This window comes from Haloglomus halophilum (genome assembly GCF_024298885.1).
Taxonomy (GTDB): Archaea; Halobacteriota; Halobacteria; order Halobacteriales; family Haloarculaceae; genus Haloglomus; species Haloglomus halophilum.
On sequence record NZ_CP101166.1, the window covers coordinates 1,907,561 to 1,922,992 of the forward strand.

Below are 15,432 nucleotides of genomic sequence, written 5' to 3' on the forward strand. Positions count from 1 at the left end.
CCGGTCGCCGGAAGGCTTTGGTCGGCGCCCCGCGAAGCCGCGCGCCATGACCGACCGTTCAGGCGCCGACGGGCCGGGGGCGCCGCTGGCACCCGCCGTCGACGCGCACGTCCACCTGATGCCCGAGCGGCTGATGGCCGCCATCCGGGACTCGCTCAACGACGTCGCCGGGTGGGAGTTCCCCCATGGTGCCGACGCCGACGCCATCGAGGCCGAGCTCCGGCGGCACGGGGTCGTCCGCTACGTCGCGCTCCCGTACGCCCACCGTGCCGGTATCGCCCGCGAGCTGAACGACTGGCTCGTCGGGGCCGCCGCCGACCGCGAGATGTGCATCCCGTTCGCCACCGTCCACCCGGAGGACGACGTTCGTACGGTCGTGCGCGATGCGTTCGAGGCGGGGGCGCGCGGGCTGAAGTTCCAGTGCCCCGTCCAGGAGGTGGCACCCGACGACGAGCGACTGGCGCCGGCGTACGAGCTCTGTGCCGAGTACGGCCGGCCGGTGCTGTTCCACGCGGGCACTGCGCCGATGTTCGAGGACTCGCCGCACGTCGGTATCGACCGGTACGAACCGTTCGTCGAGAGCTACCCCGACGTGCGCTCCTGCGCGGCGCACATGGGCACGTTCGAGCACGAGGCGTTCGTCGCGCTCGCACGCGAGCACGACCAGGTGTTCCTCGACACCTGCTTCGCGATGGCGACGGTCGTCGACGACTACGTCGACTTCGACCCCGCCGAGATTCCGGACGCCGTCTTCGAGGACCTCGCGGGCCAGGTGCTGTACGGGTCGGACTTCCCGAACATGCCCCACGCCTACGCCCGCGAGTACGAGGGCCTGCTCGCGCGTGACCTCTCGACCGGGGCGTTCGACGCGCTGTTCCGGGGGGCGGCCCGCCGGTTCCTCGGCGGCGAGGTCGACCTGCCGACCCCCGACGCGCGCCCGGACGTTTCCGTCCCCGACGGCGAGTGAACATCGGGGAACTCCTTCGCGGTTTCTCGTTCCTATTCAAGCTACCCGTCTCCCCAAATGGTGACAGGGGCGGTACTGTTAGTGTGCAGTCGGCGCACAGCCTCGGACGCGAGCGGGGTCTCCGCACGCCCTCTCGCGTCGGCTCCATCAGGTGCGGACACCACCTTCGGGGGCGGGACCCCACGGCGCCGTGCTCGTGCCGGTCCCGCCTGCGGAGCGGGGTGGGGGTGATGCACCTGCTCCGTCGCCCGACTGGTCGGTGGCGGTTCACGCCGAACTTTTTTCGCCGGTCCCGTCGAACTTCGACGCCGACCGGTCGATACCATGTCCGAGTTCACGCTCTCCAGTTCCGCGTTCGACGACGGCGAACGGATACCCGAGAAACACGGCCACGACGCCGCGGATGTCTCGCCGCCGCTGACCGTCTCGGGGGTTCCCGACGAGGCCACCTCGCTGGCGCTCGTGATGGACGACCCCGACGCGGTCGAGCCGGCGGGGACGATCTGGGACCACTGGGTCGTCTGGAACGTTCCGCCGGACGCGACGCTGCCGGAGGGATGGGACCCTGAGGCCGACGGTGCCAGCGAGGGGGCCAACGACTTCGGCGAGCGGGGGTACGGCGGCCCGGCCCCGCCGGACCGCGAGCACACCTACCGCTTCCGGCTGTTCGCGCTCGATACGGCACTCGACCTCCCGGCCTCGGCCGACAAGGAGGACCTGAAGGTGGCCATGTCGGGCCACGTCCTCGACGAGGCGAAGCTGACGGGCACGTACGCGCCGTAGCCCGGCGTCGGGCGCCCCGCGGGCGCGCCGTCTCGCGCTCAGGCCAACCGGTACCGTTCGCCGTCCCACCGTGCCCGCCCGAGGACGACCGCCCAGTCAAGCAGGTGCTCGACGCGGTCCCGCCACACCTGCTCCGGATCCGTGTGGCGCCGGCGCTCCCAGTTCGGGATGCGGTCGCGGAACCGGTCGAACGCGGCGTCGGCAGTGAGCCCGCCGTCCGCGTCCGCGAGTGCTGCCAGCAGTTCCTCGGCGCCGAAGACGCGCTCGCCGAACCGCTCGCCGAGCGCCGCGCGTCCCTCGTCGTCGGTCGGGTCCGGGGCGTCCCGGACGCGGTGGTAGCCCCGGTCCGACTCGGCGACGAGTTCCAGCGCCCGCGCGAAGGTGAGCCACTCGCTGGCGGTGTCGCGCCCGCCGACGACGCCGGCGCTCACGACGCGCATGCAGCAGTCGTCCTCGGATTTCGGGACCAGCGGCACGGCGTCGCGCGTCCGGGCGAGCAGGTCCAGCGCCACGGCGGGTTCGTCGCGCACCGCGTCGGGGAGCGCGGGGACGACCTTGAACCGCATCTACTCGAGGCCGAAGCTCTCGGCCAGCAGGTCCTCCTCGGTCGCGCCGACCGCGTGTGTGGGCCCGCCGAGCACGTCGACGGTCACCTGCGCCGGAGCGAACACCTCGCGCGGGATGGCGCCGAGGTTCCAGTCGGCGTCCTCGAAGAACGCCTCGAATGGGGTGCCGTACTCCTCGCTCGCCGTCGAGGGCACCTCGTCGAAGCGGTCGAAGTCGCGGTCGACGGTCAGGTGGACGCTGGCGCCGTACGCCAGCGCGTCGTTCGTCCGGGCCATCGCGGTCGCCTCGTCGCCCGCCACCGGCGCGACCGGCGCCCGCGCGGTGACCGTCAGCACGTCCAGCGGGTCGTAGTCGAGTTCCGAGAGCCGGTAGACCGCCAGCTCCCCGGCGCGGGCCGCGGTGGCGATGCTCCCGGCGATGGAGCCCGTGCGGTAGGTGGGGAGGAAGACGCTCCCCGGGTCGACCCCCGTGAGGTCGGCAACCGACTCGGCCACCGCCTCGTCGGGGAGCGTATCCGACTCGATGCAGAGGGTCGCGAAGTCGGCCTCGTCCTGGAAGCCGGTCTGTCGGAACTCCTCCTCCTCGGCCACGAGTGCGCGGGCCGGGCCGCTCCCGAGGCCGTCGTAGCCGTCGGGGAACTCGTCCCAGCCGGCCTTCTGCGAGCAGAGCAGTGCCAGCGCCGGGTGGTCACAGGTCAACTCGACGTGCGGGACGGTCGCGTCCGCGACGGTGCCGGAGGCGTCGGCCTGCACCGTCGCGAGGCCGCCCGTGGCGATCTCCGCGAGGAGGAGGCCGGCCTCGATGCCGCCGTACGCCTCCACGCCGAAGTCGAGGACGGTCGCCCCGTTGTCGAGTTCGTGCGTGTCGATGGCGAGTTCGTCCCGGAAGTCGATGGCCTCGTCGACCAGCTCGACGGCCATCACGTTGAGACTCTCCATACGCGGGCGTTCGACGGGTTCGGGCAAAGGGTTGTGGTTGCGGAGGCGGGAGGCCCGCTAATTGTTCGAATATTGGGATATCTCGTTCGACATGCTGGATACACAGCGCGAGTCGGTCAAGGCGACTTGGTTGATAATGAAGCCCCATGACGCGGCTACCGAGTGTCTCCTTCTCCGCGTGGTCGAGATAGCCCCATTGAATACTGCTGGCTCAGACAGCAGAAGGCACTTACTAACCCGTGAGAGACCTGTTCGTATGTCCCCCCTCCAATTCGCCGGCTGAGCGCCACTCATCCTCGTATGGCTTTCCCGCTGAGCCGTTCCCCGTCCCTACAACCATGACCCGAGTACACAGTCGAGCCCTTGGGATGGTCATCTGCCTGTCGATTGCACTTATTACCGGCGGAGCCATGATCGGTTCTGCCGTCGCTGATGGAGGTGCTACTCCCCTCTCGACGGGTACGCAAGCGGACATTCTGGCCGCGGAGCAGGCTAACGTGACCTTCCGCGATCAAATCACCTCTGCCACTGAACAGCGGGTTCTTGTGGCCAACGCGTCGCTCCCGGCCGGCGGTTTCGTCGTCCTCGTTGACGAGTCTGGAAATCGCGTTGGGAGCACTCCGTTCCTCGAGCCAGGCGTCCACACCGATCTGGTGCTTCCACTCGAATCGCCTGTCTGCGACGGTGCTGCTCTCACTGCCGTCCTCTATCGAGATGACGGGAACAGGAGTCTCGGCCCGGGCGATGAGCCCTACCGCTCGCACGGAGAACCCATCCAGACAACGGCCATAGTTACTCCGACGGCCATCGCAACGTACAGCTTTGCCGACCAACAGATTGTTAATGGGCGTGTCACTGTCGGCACTGCGGCTGTCCCCGAGGAGGGAGGCTTCGTTATCGTCGCTAATGCCTCCGGTTCGGCAGTTTCCGAGCCGCTCTCTCCTGAGGAGCTGGATCCGCTCGGCCAGTCGGAGTATCTCGGTGCGAACACCAGTGGGAATGTCCGTGTCCTACTGGAGGCGCGCCCGCCTGAGTCTACTACGCTCGTCGCGTTCACGGTTGCCGATTCTAATGACAACAGGAGCCTCGACTCGGGTGATGCCCCTGCACTACCGCTATGTAAATGGATTGGCTACGATACCGCCACTGTTTCCATCGGATCAACCACCCCGACTGGCACGGCAAGCCCGAGTCCATCCCCAACGATGAGTTCGGTCGTCACATCGACACTGGTGGAAGATTCGGACAATTCGACTAGCACGGCTCGGGTCAATCAGCCAGGATTCGAGGTTCTCGCAACAGTAGTGGCTCTCATCATCCTGGCCGCCATAGTCGGACTGAAACAGAGAGCGACCTGAGATTTCTGACCTTCCACCGTTCGGTCGTACATCACGGCATCTGCTGAACTCACCCTCTGAGTCGGTCACGCTGGAACTGACAGCACTCCAGCAATTCCTGTCGGCCCTGATGCATACATAGCGCGAGTCGGTCACCGAATGATTTCAGTCACAAGACGCTGTTTCTCGTCCAGTCGATCCTCGAACCGGCTTGACCGGAGTTGTGAATCGGCCCCTGCGCTCACTCCTTCACCCTGTAGGAATACCTTGTAAGCTGAACCCGCCGGGAGACTCCAGTGTTCACCTGCCCAAGTAAGTGTCCCATCGACTTTCGCCCGTTCGAAATGCTCCCTCGCAAGCTGGTAATGGTCCTCAGCGTCTTCGGATTTCATCAGCAGATAGCTGTCCCCGATCCACTCCTCCGCCGTCCCGAGGAAGGCCTCGTGCCAGACCTCGTCAGCCTCCTCTTTCGCGTGGCGTGACCACGCCTCGATAGTGGTCTGGATGAATCGCGCCCGGCGTTCGTCTCCAGCCCGAACCGTACAGGCGAGCGCATGCAGGAGATAGCCAATCGCCACCCCACCATCGGTCCACGGATTGCACTCCTGCTGAACGACAGTGCAGAAGGACTGCTCGACGAGCAAGTCCGAGGCTTCGAGGAACTCCTGCTCTTCGATGAGGGTGAACACCTCGGCGCTCCAATCGCCCTCTCCCATCTCACTCCTACTGGGCCTCGCTAGTCCTTAGGTGTTGGTTGGTGAATCCATCCTCTGTATGCAGCATCGAACACCTGTCGGATCCTATTCTCTTCGGTGGAACCGTGTCAGTACGTCTCCACCTCGACACCGTTCAGTCGCTCGAAGTCCGCGACGTTCCGAGTGAGGACCGGTTCGTCGACGACGAGCGCCGTCGCGCCGATGATGATGTCCCCGTCACCGACTGGCTCACCCTGTGCCGCCAGCTCGCCGGCCAGCCGCCCCGCTTTCCGCATCACGGCCGTGTCAGCCGGATGGACTGGCTTCGATGCGAGCACTTGCTCGATCTGCTCGCGCTCCGTCTCGGAGTCCGTCATCCGCCCGACCCCGTAGTAGAGTTCGAACAGGGTCATCGCGGAGAGCCGTTGCTGGACCAGGTCGGCCTCCAGTTCGCGTGCCCGCTCGACCGCCTCGGGGTCGCCGTTCATCAGGTCGATGAGGAAGGTCGTGTCGAGCAGCACGTCACGCGTCCTCCAGCCGGTCGGCGAGCAGCTCCAGTTCATCCGCCCGCCGCGAGCGTCGCTCCTCGACGGCTGCCCGCAACTCGTCAGCTTCCTCGTCGCTCAGCACTCCGGCGAGTTCGAGCAGCGACCGCTCGCCCGCCAGCCGGAGGACCACGTCGGAGAACGTCTCATCCTCGCTCTTGTGGGCCGCGAGGCGTTCGTATGCCTCCTCGGAGAGGCGGATGCTCTTCGACATGTGCATACGGTTGTATGCAGCTGCCGAAGTAGGTTACGCCGCCCCACGCGCGTGCCCGACGCGCCGCTTAAGCCCACGCCGCCCCACGGTCCGGGTGTGCGCGAGTACGCCTTCGAGCTGGCCCTCTGTGCCCACTACGAGCCCGAGACCGACGGGCTCCTCGCGCGGCAACTCGGCGCTTCCTGCCACGGCTCGCGCGTGATGGACGTGGTCGAGGTGGAGCCGGGGCCGCAGTTCGACGAGCGCGTCTCGCTCTGCCCGGGGACCATTCCGGCGCCGGTCCTCGAGTCCGACATCGGTCCCGGCACCGCGCGGGACCCACGACGGGCCCTCGACGTGCATCCGGACCGCGTCGAGGGCATCGTCGACGCGGCGGTGGCGGCGGGCTACCTCGAACGCGAACGCGAACGCCGGAACGGCCGCGACCTGGTGCGGGCGACGGGTCGTTACCCGGACGAGTGGGTCGGCTCGATTCGCGGCGTCGAGAACAAGCCCGACCTCGGCCGGCCGGGGGACCTCGAACGGCAGTTGCGGACGGATGTCTCGCTCGCCCTGCTGGACGAGGTGGTACTCGCGACGGCCTCGCACGTCACCGGCGCGCACCTGAACCGCATCCCGGAGGTCGTGGGCGTGTGGCGGTTCGACCCCGATACCGGCGAGCGCGAGGTGGTCCGCGAGCCGACACCGCTCGACAGCGGCGGCTCGGGTGTCGAGCCGCTGGACGAGCACCCGGGCCGGACCGAGGTCCGCGTGGTGTCGGCCGCCGAGAAACGCCGGGCGCGGCGCCGCCTCGCCGAGCGCGCCTTCGGGAAGGGCTGGCGGCCCGCCCCCGAGGCGTGGCCGGACTGCGCCCGCATCGAGGTCGGCGAGCGGGATGCGGTGGGGCCACTCCCCGACTGTCCGTGGAAGGGTCGCATCGTCGACCCGGCCGCCGAGTGTGGCCCGGCGTGCGAGGGGTTCGTTTCGGGTGCAGCGCCCTCCGTCGACCCCGAGAGCGCCCGTGCTGACGCGACCGCCTGGGACCCCGACGCTGGCGAGCGCCGGCGGCAGACGGGGCTCGGCCGCTTCGCCGACACGGAGTGAGCGGAGCCGAAGGCTCAAGCCGGAGCGCCGACCAGAGGGGGGCGTGCATCCCCGCCGCGCCGTCGTCGCGTCGCTGCTCGCGCTGGCCGTGCTCGCGGGCACGCTCGTCGTCCCGCTGGCCGAGGGGTCCGTTTCGGGTCCACGCGGTGCCGCGGCGACGGTCCAGGCGAACACGACGGTCGACAACCCCTGCGTCGGCCGGATGGAGCGGGCGCCGAACGGGACCACCGTCGTCTCCATCCAGGGCATCGCGTTCGACGGGGCCCGGTACGTCAAGCGGCCCTCGCTGGTCGTCGGCTTCGGGCCACAGGGCGGGTTCGAGTACGCGTACAACGCCACCGCAAGGGGTCGGTTCTGGGCGTACGACGTGGACCCGCTCCCGTCGGGTGGGCTGTTGCTGACCTCGACGGAGCCGGGGGTCGCCATCGCGGAGACGCTCGATCCGACCACCGGCGAGCGGACCGGTGTCCAGCGGTTCGCCCGCGACCCCAACGTGACCAGCGCGACCGACATCGACCGGCTGCCGAACGGGAACCTGCTCGTGGCCGACGCCACGCCCGGGAGCGAGGGCCTGCTCGTCTACGACCCGCGGGCCGAGGAGACGGTCTGGAACTGGACGTTCGCCGGGGACGGCGACTTCCCGCGTGCCGGCGGCGGTCCCTTCCCCCGCGACTGGGTCCACGTCAACGACGTCGACCGGGTGGCGCGCGGCCAGTACCTCGTCTCGGCGCGCAACTTCGATACGGTGTTCGTGGTGAACCGCTCGACCGACGAACTCTCGCTTCGCCTCGGCGCCGACGACGCCTTCCGGACGCTGGACACGCCCTCGAACCCGCAGCTCCTGCGCACCGCCGAGGGGCGGGCCGCGATACTCGTCGCCGACGGTCGCAACGACCGCGTCGTCGAGTACACGCGCACGCCCGGCGCGGCCGACCCGTCGAGTCCGGGCGGCGAGAACTGGACGCTGACCTGGGAACTCGTCGGCGGCGGGCTGAACGAACCCCGCGACGCCGACCGGCTCCCCAACGGCAACACGCTCGTCATCGACCGCCGGGGGCACCGCGTGATGGAGGTCACGCCCGCGGGCCGCGTCGTCTGGGAGGTGTACGCCCCGTGGCAGCCGTACGACGCCGAGCGGGTCGCGCTGGGCGACGAGCCCGGCGGCCCTGCCGCCGCGTCGTTCGACACGAATCGGACGGTGACGCTCTCGAACAGTGCCCAGTTCGACCAGGGGCAGGTGGCCGACTGCGCCACGGCGCTGCTGGAGTTCGCGCCGACACGGGAGGAGCGGTTGCTGGGCGCGTTCGGTGTGAACGCGTCGGACTCTGATGAGGAGGGTGTCACGCCCGGCGCGGGCGTGCGCTCGGGACTACGCGCGCTCGCGTTCGGGGGCGCCGTCGTGGTGCTGGCGGCCGTCGGTGCGTTCTACGTGTTCCGGGAGTGAGCCGCTTCCGCGTCGCTTAACCCATCACCACCCACACCCCCACGCATGACCGACACGAGCGAGCGCGACGACCTCGTCGCGGCCCTCCGTGCAGCGGACGCGGTGAAGTTCGGCGAGTTCGAGCTCTCGCACGGCGGCACCTCCGAGTACTACGTCGACAAGTACCTGTTCGAGACGAGCCCCGACTGTCTCGAGCTGATCGCCGACGCGTTCGCTCGGCGGGTGGGTGACACCAAGCTCGCGGGCGTCGCACTCGGCGCCGTGCCGCTCGTGGCTGCGACGAGCGTCGCCACCGGCAACCCGTACGTCATCGTCCGGAAGTCGGCCAAGGAGTACGGCACCGGCAACCGCATCGAGGGCCGCTTCGAGGAGGGTGAGGAGGTCGTCGTGCTGGAGGATATCGCGACGACGGGCCAGTCGGCCATCGACGCCGTTGAGGCGCTGCGGGAGGCCGGCGCGGTGGTCGACCGCGTGCTGGTCGTCGTGGACCGCGAGGAGGGGGCCCGCGAGAACCTCGCCGAACACGACATCGAACTCGAATCGCTCCTGACCGCGTCGGACCTGCTGGCCGACGCCGACATCGACGTCGACACCGAGGACTGACGCGGGCCGACCCGCTCCAATCGTCTGTCGACTTCGGCACTCGATTCCGATGCTGGAAGCCGTTCGACCGCCGAACGGCAACGGAATCGGACGGATGGGTAGTCCGATGCAAAAACCGTTAAGTGCTACCTGTGCGCGTCGCCGGGCGTAATGGTACGCGAGACGCTGGCCGACTTCTTCGGCTTCGACGAGCACGACACCGACCTGCAGACGGAGGTGGTCGCCGGCATCACGACGTTCCTGACGATGAGCTACATCGTCGTCGTGAACCCGGCAATCCTCGCTCCCGCCATCGTGAACGGCCCCGGCCCTGACCTCGGCCTGTCGGTTCCCGAGGCACAGCAGATGCTCGCGGTCGTGACGCTGCTGGCGGCCGCGACTGCGACGCTGGTGATGGCGTTCTACGCCAACCGGCCGTTCGGGCAGGCGCCCGGACTCGGCCTGAACGCGTTCTTCGCGTTCACGGTCGTCCTCGGGCTGGGTGTCCCGTGGAACACGGCGCTCGCGGCGGTCGTCGTGGAGGGCATCATCTTCGTGCTGCTGACCGCCGTCGGCGCGCGCGAGGCCATCATCAAGCTGTTCCCCCAGCCCGTGAAGCTGGCCGTCGGGGCCGGCATCGGCCTGTTCCTGGCCATCATCGGGCTCATCGAGATGCACGTCGTCGCGAACGACCCCGTGACGTTCGTCACGTTCAGCCCCGTCTTCGCCTCCGACCCCATCGCCATCCTGTCGGTGCTGGGGCTGTTCGTCACGCTCGCACTGTACGCCCGCGGGGTCCGCGGCTCCATCATCATCGGCGTCATCCTCACGTCGGTCGCCGGCTACGCCGCCTCGGCGGCGGGCTACTCCGGCCAGCCGGCCATGGCGGCCGCCGAGCAGGCCGGCGTCGCACTGAAATCGGGCATCCCGCTCGCGCCGAACGTTCCCGTCGTCTACGACGCCGCGAGCTACGACATCACACCGCTTGTCGGCGCGTTCGTCGACGGCTTCAGCGGGGTCGAGGGCTTCTCCTTCGCGCTGGTCGTGTTCACGTTCTTCTTCGTCGACTTCTTCGACACCGCCGGCACGCTGACCGGCGTCGGACAGGCCGCGGGCTTCCTCGACGAGGACGGCAACCTCCCCGACATGGACAAACCGCTGATGGCCGACGCCGTCGGCACCACCGTCGGCGGGATGATCGGCACCTCCACCGTCACCACGTACATCGAGTCCGCGACTGGCGTCGAGGAGGGTGGCCGCACGGGGATGACGGCGCTGGTCATCGGCGTCTTCTTCCTGCTGTCGCTCGCCGTGGTGCCCCTCGCCGCGGCGGTCCCCACGTACGCCTCCCACCTCGTGCTGGTCGTCGTGGGCATCATCATGCTCTCGAACGTCGCCGAGATCGCGTGGGACGACCTCTCATTCGCGGTCCCGGCGGCGCTCACCATCTTCGTGATGCCCTTCACCTTCTCCATCGCGTACGGTATCGCGGCGGGCATCATCTCCTACCCGGTTGTCAAGGCCGCGCAGGGTGAGGCCAGCGACGTCTCGGCCGGCCAGTGGGCGCTCGCGGGCGCGTTCGTCCTCTACTTCTTCGTCCGGACCTCGGGCATTCTCTCGAGCAGCCTGTAGCCCGCCCCGGCCAACCTTCACGGCGTGTCGCCCCTTCCGGACGTGTGATGCCGACCGCACCGGTACCGACACCGCTCGCCGACCTGCTCGCCGCCGCCGGCCGCGACGCGCTGCCCGACGGCTGGACCGGCGGCGAGCCCACGCGCGAGGCCGGCGTGCTCACGCGGCGATTCGCGACCCGGGACGGGGGCCGCGTCGTCTTCTACGCGCTCCGGGCCGACGGCACCGCAACCCTCGCCCGGGCGTCGTGGGACGACGAGGCGGGTGAGTACGTGGTCGGCCCGGACCGCACCGAGCGGGCCGATGCGGGGACGGACGCCGCGCTGTTCCGGGCGGCACTGGACCTGATGGCCGAGGCATGAACGACCCACCGTCCGGAGTGTCGCCCACCGCCCGAGTGTCGCGGTAGACGGCGCGTGCGTGTGCCTGCCGCTTCCCCTGGCCAGGTCGCTCGTTCTCACGGGGTGGGAACGAACGGCACGCCCACTTATCCACGAGGCCGACACATCGACAGGGGGAGACCGATATGGTCGCGATTCGAAGCGAGGAACTGACGAAGTACTACGGTGACGTCCGTGGCATCGAGGACCTCACCTTCGATGTCCACGAGGGCGAGATATTCGGGTTCCTCGGCCCGAACGGCGCCGGGAAGACGACGTTCATCCGGACGCTGCTGGGGTTCCTCTCGCCGACCGCGGGGAGTGCGGAACTGCTCGGGCACGACATCACCGACGACCGTGCGCTCGTGACGGCCATGGAACAGGTCGGCTATCTCCCCAGCGAGCCCGGCCTCGACGACGGCGTCACCGGGCGTCGGCTCCTCGACCACTACGGAGCACTGCGCGGGGATACGCGGAGCGAGGAACTGCTGGAGCTGTTCACGCCCCCACTCGACCGGAAGGTCGGGGAGTACTCGCGGGGCAACAAGCAGATGCTCGCCATCGTCATGGCGTTCATGCACGACCCGTCGCTCGTCCTGATGGACGAGCCGACTTCGGGGCTGGACCCGCTCAAGCAGGAGCGGTTCCACGAGTTCGTCCGGAGCGAGGTGGCCGCCGGCAAGACGATGTTCCTCTCCTCGCACGTTCTCAGCGAGGTGCAGAAGGTCTGTGACCGGGTGGGAATCATCCGCGAGGGGCAACTCGTCGAACTCGAGACGGTCGAGGAACTGCTCTCCCGTGGCGGGAAGGTCGTCCGGGTCCGCGTTCGCGGCGAGGCCCCTCCGGAGGCGTTCGCCATCGACGGCGTCCACGACCTGACCATCGGTGCCGGCGCTGACGAGGGGCTCGTCGGGCATAGCAGCGACTCGACGACGGCGTCGTTCACCTACACGGGCGACTACGACGCGCTCGTCGCGCACCTGACCGGGTTCGAGATACTCGGCATCGACATCGAGGAGGCGCCGCTGGAGGACGTGTTCCTGCGGTTCTACGGCGACGCGCCGGACAGCGACGGACCCGGGCCAGGGGCGGCTGCCGACGCCGAGCCCGGGGCCGGGAGCGACTCCGGGGGGAGCGACTGATGTTCGAGGTGGCCCGCTACGAGGCCGAACGACGGCTCCTCGGCACGCTGGCCATCGCCGTGGGCCTCTCGGCGTTCGCCGGCCTGTTCCTCGCCATCGGGCCCTCCATCCTCGAGGAGGTCGACTTCGCCCAGTTCGTCGACGCGTATCCTGAATCGCTCCAGACGGCCTTCGGGCTGGAGGGGATGGGCTCGCTGGCCGGGTTCCTCGCGGCCGAACTGTACCAGTTCGGCTTCGTCATTCTGCTGGGGCTGTACTTCGCCTACCTCGGCGGTGGGGTCGTGGCTGGCGACATCGAGACCGAGCGGCTCGACCTGCTGCTGTCGACGCCCATCTCGCGGCCACGGCTCCTGCTGGAGAAGTTCGCCGGACTGGTGCCCGCGATGGTACTCGTCAACGCCGTCGTGGCCACCGTCGTCTACGTCGGGGCCATCCTCGTCGACGAGCCTATCCCGCTGGTAGACGTCCTGATGGTCCACCTCCTCTCGTTGCCGTACCTGCTGGTGGCCGCGGCCGTCGGCCTGCTGTTCTCGGTCGTGTTCAGCCAGTCGTCGACGGCCCAGCGCGGCGCCATCGCCGTCGTGTTCGGCCTGTTCATGCTGGAGTCGCTCGTCACCGACACCGATTTCGGCGCGCTGGGGGCGTTCAGCCCCTCGCGCTACTACGACCCGACCGCGGTACTGGTCGACTCGAGCTACGACCTGCTCGGCGCGTTCGTCCTCTGTGAGGCGGCCGCCCTGCTGGTCGTGCTCGCACTGCTGCGGTTCCAGGAGAGGGATATCTGATGCACACAACCCACCAGACACCGAATCGGCCACGACGCACCGCCGGCCACCCGACGACCCGACGGAGGCGCCGATGACCCGCCGCTGGCTCGCGGTCGCGCTCGTCGTCCTCCTCGTGCTGCCCGGCACTGCGCTGGCATTCGTTCAGGGCGAACCCCGGCTCCGCGTCGGCCTCGCCGACGACACCGTCCACGCGGGCGAGGAGACGACCCTCTCCGTGACCGTCGCGAACGGAGCGGACCTGAAGTTCGCCTCGCGGTCGAATCCGGCGCTGAACGCGGAGGTGACCACGGCGCGTGCCGTCGCGGTCACCCTCGAGGATAGCGGCCCCGTCAGCGTCGAGACCGGCACACGATTGCTCGGCAGCCTCCCCGACGGGGGGAGCGCCACCCTCCCGTTCGAGGTCTCCATCCGCGAGTCGGCGGCCCCCGGTGTCTACGACGTTCCCGTGGAACTCCGGTACGCGTACACCGCCTCCATCTCCGATAGCGGGGCGGCGGACCGACGGACGGAGACGGTGACCCGGACGCTCCGGGTCCGGGTCGAGGAGGCCGCGCGGTTCCGCGTTCGCGATGTCGAGTCGGCGGTCGCCCCCGGCGAGACCGGTCGGGTCAGCGTCCTGCTGGAGAACGTCGGGAGTGCGACCGCCCACGACGCGCAGTTCACCCTCTCCTCGTCCGACCCGGCACTCTCGCCGGGCACGGCCGGCACTGCCACCCGGTACGATGCCCGCTGGGCGCCCGGTGAGACGCGGCGGCTGAACTACACCGTCACGGCCGCGACTGGCGCGCGCGGACAGTCGTACAGCCTGGAACTGGCCCCCAGCTACCGCGACGCGACCGGCGCGACCGTCTCCCAGCAGCCACTCTCCGTCGGCATCACGCCGTCGGCAGGCGGTCTGCTCTCGGTCGCCGATGTCCGGAGTAGCGTCGTCGTGGGGGGGTCCAGCCCCGTTACGGTGACGCTTCGGAACGGCGGTGACCGGACGCTCCGCGACGCCACCGTCCGGCTCTCCTCGGTCGGTGACCTCGCGGTCGGCGGTGGGGAATCGGCCAGCCGGTTCGTGGGTCGGTGGGGTCCGGATGAGACCCGCTCTCTCACCTACGACCTCACCGCCGGGTCGGAGACGACCGCCGGGAGCTACCCGCTCGCCGCCACGGTGACGTACACCGATTCCGAGGGGGCGGCTCTCACCAGCCGGCCGACGACCGTCCCGGTCACGGTGCCCGCGCAGTCGGGCTTCACGGTCCAGTCGGTCAGCACCGACGCGACGGCCCCTGGCTCGGGGACCGTCTCGCTGACGCTCCGCAACGACGCCGGCCGCGCGGTCTCGGACGCGTCCGTCTCGCTCGCCACCACGGCGACCGAGCTCGCGGTCGACGGCGGGCCGAGTGCCGAGCGGTTCGTGGGTCGGTGGGACCCGGGCGAGACCCGCACCCTCACCTACGACCTCACCGCGGGCGAGGCGACGACAGGCGGAACGTACACGCTCACGACGGGTGTCGCGTACACGGTCGATGGGGGGCAGGTCACCACCCGTTCGGTCCCCGTCGGGGTACGACTGGCCGAGCCCCCCGAGTTCGGCCTCACCGACCTCGGCGGCGACCTCTACGTCGGGGAGCGCGGCACCGTCCGCGGGACGGTCGTCAACGAGGGCAACCGGACTGCCCGGGACGCCGTGGTCGTCGTCGACTCCCGCGCAACGGGTATCTCGCTCCCCGGTGGTCCAGTGAGCCTCGGCGACCTCGGGCCGGGTGAGTCGGCCGGCTTCGAACTGGAGACCGACGTGGCTTCGACCGCGACGGCCGGCAGCCGGCCGTTCGCGCTCACCGTCGAGTACGGGACCAGCGACGGCACACGCCGGACGGGCGACGCGCTGACCTTCCGGCGCTCGGTCGCGCCGGACCGCGAGCCGTTGCAGGTCGAACCGGTGAACGCGACGTTCGCGCCGGACAGCTCCGGGGCGCTCGTCGTCCGCGTGACGAACACCGGCGATACCGCTCGCGAGGACGTACGCCTGCAGATCGCGCCCGTCCCCCCGTTCACGAGCGTCGCGCCGTCGGCGTACGTCGCGCGGCTCCCGGCCGGCGAGACCGCCGAGGTGGCGTTCGAACTCTCCGTCGACGAGGACGCCGTTCCGAGCAGTCACGCCGTGGCGCTGAACGTCTCCAGCGAATCCGCGGACGACCGCCGTGCGACGGTCGACAGGCACCAGCTGCCGGTGGTCGTCGCATCCGAGCCGGCCGGGCCGGTCGACACCCCGTCGACCATCGCGGCCGTGCTACTGGGTCTCGCCGTCGCCGCGAGCACCGGCTACTGGTGGTTCCGGAGGCGATGA

General features: G+C 69.5%; 16 protein-coding genes. 11 read left to right on the forward strand and 5 right to left on the reverse strand.

The window, feature by feature from the left end; genetic code table 11:
* The first annotated feature begins 46 nt into the window (after nt 1-46).
* Both NL114_RS09285 and NL114_RS09290 read left to right on the forward strand, forming a co-directional pair.
* Nucleotides 47-967 carry an amidohydrolase family protein gene (locus tag NL114_RS09285; protein WP_254824510.1) on the forward strand — a complete coding sequence of 307 codons (921 nt, stop codon included), beginning with the start codon at nt 47-49 and terminating at the stop codon, nt 965-967.
* Nucleotides 968-1,291: 324 nt separating this feature from the next.
* On the forward strand, nt 1,292-1,750 hold the full coding sequence (locus tag NL114_RS09290; RefSeq protein ID WP_254824511.1) for a YbhB/YbcL family Raf kinase inhibitor-like protein: 459 nt from the start codon (nt 1,292-1,294) through the stop codon (nt 1,748-1,750).
* A 38-nt stretch (nt 1,751-1,788) separates the two neighbouring features.
* On the opposite strand, the gene NL114_RS09295 is transcribed toward NL114_RS09290, so the two are convergent.
* Both NL114_RS09295 and mch read right to left on the reverse strand, forming a co-directional pair.
* Nucleotides 1,789-2,316, reverse strand: a complete 528-nt coding sequence (locus tag NL114_RS09295; protein WP_254824512.1) for a double winged helix-containing putative transcriptional regulator — start codon at nt 2,314-2,316, stop codon at nt 1,789-1,791.
* Nucleotides 2,317-3,255 (reverse strand): methenyltetrahydromethanopterin cyclohydrolase, encoded by a 939-nt coding sequence (gene mch / locus NL114_RS09300; RefSeq protein ID WP_254824513.1) that lies wholly within the window; start codon nt 3,253-3,255, stop codon nt 2,317-2,319. It abuts the gene before it with no gap.
* 368 nt (nt 3,256-3,623) lie between these two features.
* Between mch and NL114_RS09305 the strand changes: the two genes are divergently transcribed.
* On the forward strand, nt 3,624-4,613 hold the full coding sequence (locus NL114_RS09305; protein ID WP_254824514.1) for a DUF7282 domain-containing protein: 990 nt from the start codon (nt 3,624-3,626) through the stop codon (nt 4,611-4,613).
* A gap of 131 nt (nt 4,614-4,744) precedes the next feature.
* Here NL114_RS09305 and NL114_RS09310 read toward each other — a convergent pair whose 3' ends face one another.
* From NL114_RS09310 to NL114_RS09320, 3 genes are all read right to left on the reverse strand, one after another.
* Nucleotides 4,745-5,308, reverse strand: coding sequence for a hypothetical protein (locus NL114_RS09310; RefSeq protein WP_254824515.1), 564 nt, complete (start codon nt 5,306-5,308; stop codon nt 4,745-4,747).
* Between the two features lie 107 nt (nt 5,309-5,415).
* Nucleotides 5,416-5,808 carry a type II toxin-antitoxin system VapC family toxin gene (locus NL114_RS09315; protein WP_254824516.1) on the reverse strand — a complete coding sequence of 131 codons (393 nt, stop codon included), beginning with the start codon at nt 5,806-5,808 and terminating at the stop codon, nt 5,416-5,418.
* 1 nt (nt 5,809) lies between these two features.
* Nucleotides 5,810-6,046 (reverse strand): antitoxin VapB family protein, encoded by a 237-nt coding sequence (locus NL114_RS09320; protein ID WP_254824517.1) that lies wholly within the window; start codon nt 6,044-6,046, stop codon nt 5,810-5,812.
* Between the two features lie 96 nt (nt 6,047-6,142).
* On the opposite strand from NL114_RS09320, the gene NL114_RS09325 reads away from it, so the two are divergent.
* The 8 genes from NL114_RS09325 to NL114_RS09360 all read left to right on the forward strand — a co-directional run bounded on the left by NL114_RS09325 (nt 6,143) and on the right by NL114_RS09360 (nt 15,432).
* A complete protein-coding gene (locus tag NL114_RS09325; protein WP_254824518.1) occupies nt 6,143-7,129 on the forward strand; it encodes a DUF5787 family protein in 987 nt (328 codons plus the stop codon).
* 43 nt (nt 7,130-7,172) lie between these two features.
* On the forward strand, nt 7,173-8,573 hold the full coding sequence (locus tag NL114_RS09330; RefSeq protein WP_254824519.1) for an arylsulfotransferase family protein: 1,401 nt from the start codon (nt 7,173-7,175) through the stop codon (nt 8,571-8,573).
* A 45-nt stretch (nt 8,574-8,618) separates the two neighbouring features.
* Complete coding sequence (pyrE, locus tag NL114_RS09335) at nt 8,619-9,176, forward strand: orotate phosphoribosyltransferase (RefSeq protein WP_254824520.1); 558 nt, start codon at nt 8,619-8,621, stop codon at nt 9,174-9,176.
* 150 nt (nt 9,177-9,326) lie between these two features.
* Nucleotides 9,327-10,787, forward strand: a complete 1,461-nt coding sequence (locus NL114_RS09340) for an NCS2 family permease (RefSeq protein WP_254824521.1) — start codon at nt 9,327-9,329, stop codon at nt 10,785-10,787.
* Nucleotides 10,788-10,834: 47 nt separating this feature from the next.
* Nucleotides 10,835-11,149: a hypothetical protein gene (locus tag NL114_RS09345; RefSeq protein WP_254824522.1), complete on the forward strand. Its 315-nt coding sequence runs from the start codon at nt 10,835-10,837 to the stop codon at nt 11,147-11,149.
* Nucleotides 11,150-11,313: 164 nt separating this feature from the next.
* Nucleotides 11,314-12,309 (forward strand): ABC transporter ATP-binding protein, encoded by a 996-nt coding sequence (locus NL114_RS09350; protein ID WP_254824523.1) that lies wholly within the window; start codon nt 11,314-11,316, stop codon nt 12,307-12,309.
* Complete coding sequence (locus NL114_RS09355) at nt 12,309-13,094, forward strand: ABC transporter permease (protein WP_254824524.1); 786 nt, start codon at nt 12,309-12,311, stop codon at nt 13,092-13,094. The genes NL114_RS09350 and NL114_RS09355 overlap by 1 nt, the downstream gene beginning before the upstream one ends.
* A gap of 73 nt (nt 13,095-13,167) precedes the next feature.
* Nucleotides 13,168-15,432, forward strand: a complete 2,265-nt coding sequence (locus NL114_RS09360; protein WP_254824525.1) for a COG1361 S-layer family protein — start codon at nt 13,168-13,170, stop codon at nt 15,430-15,432.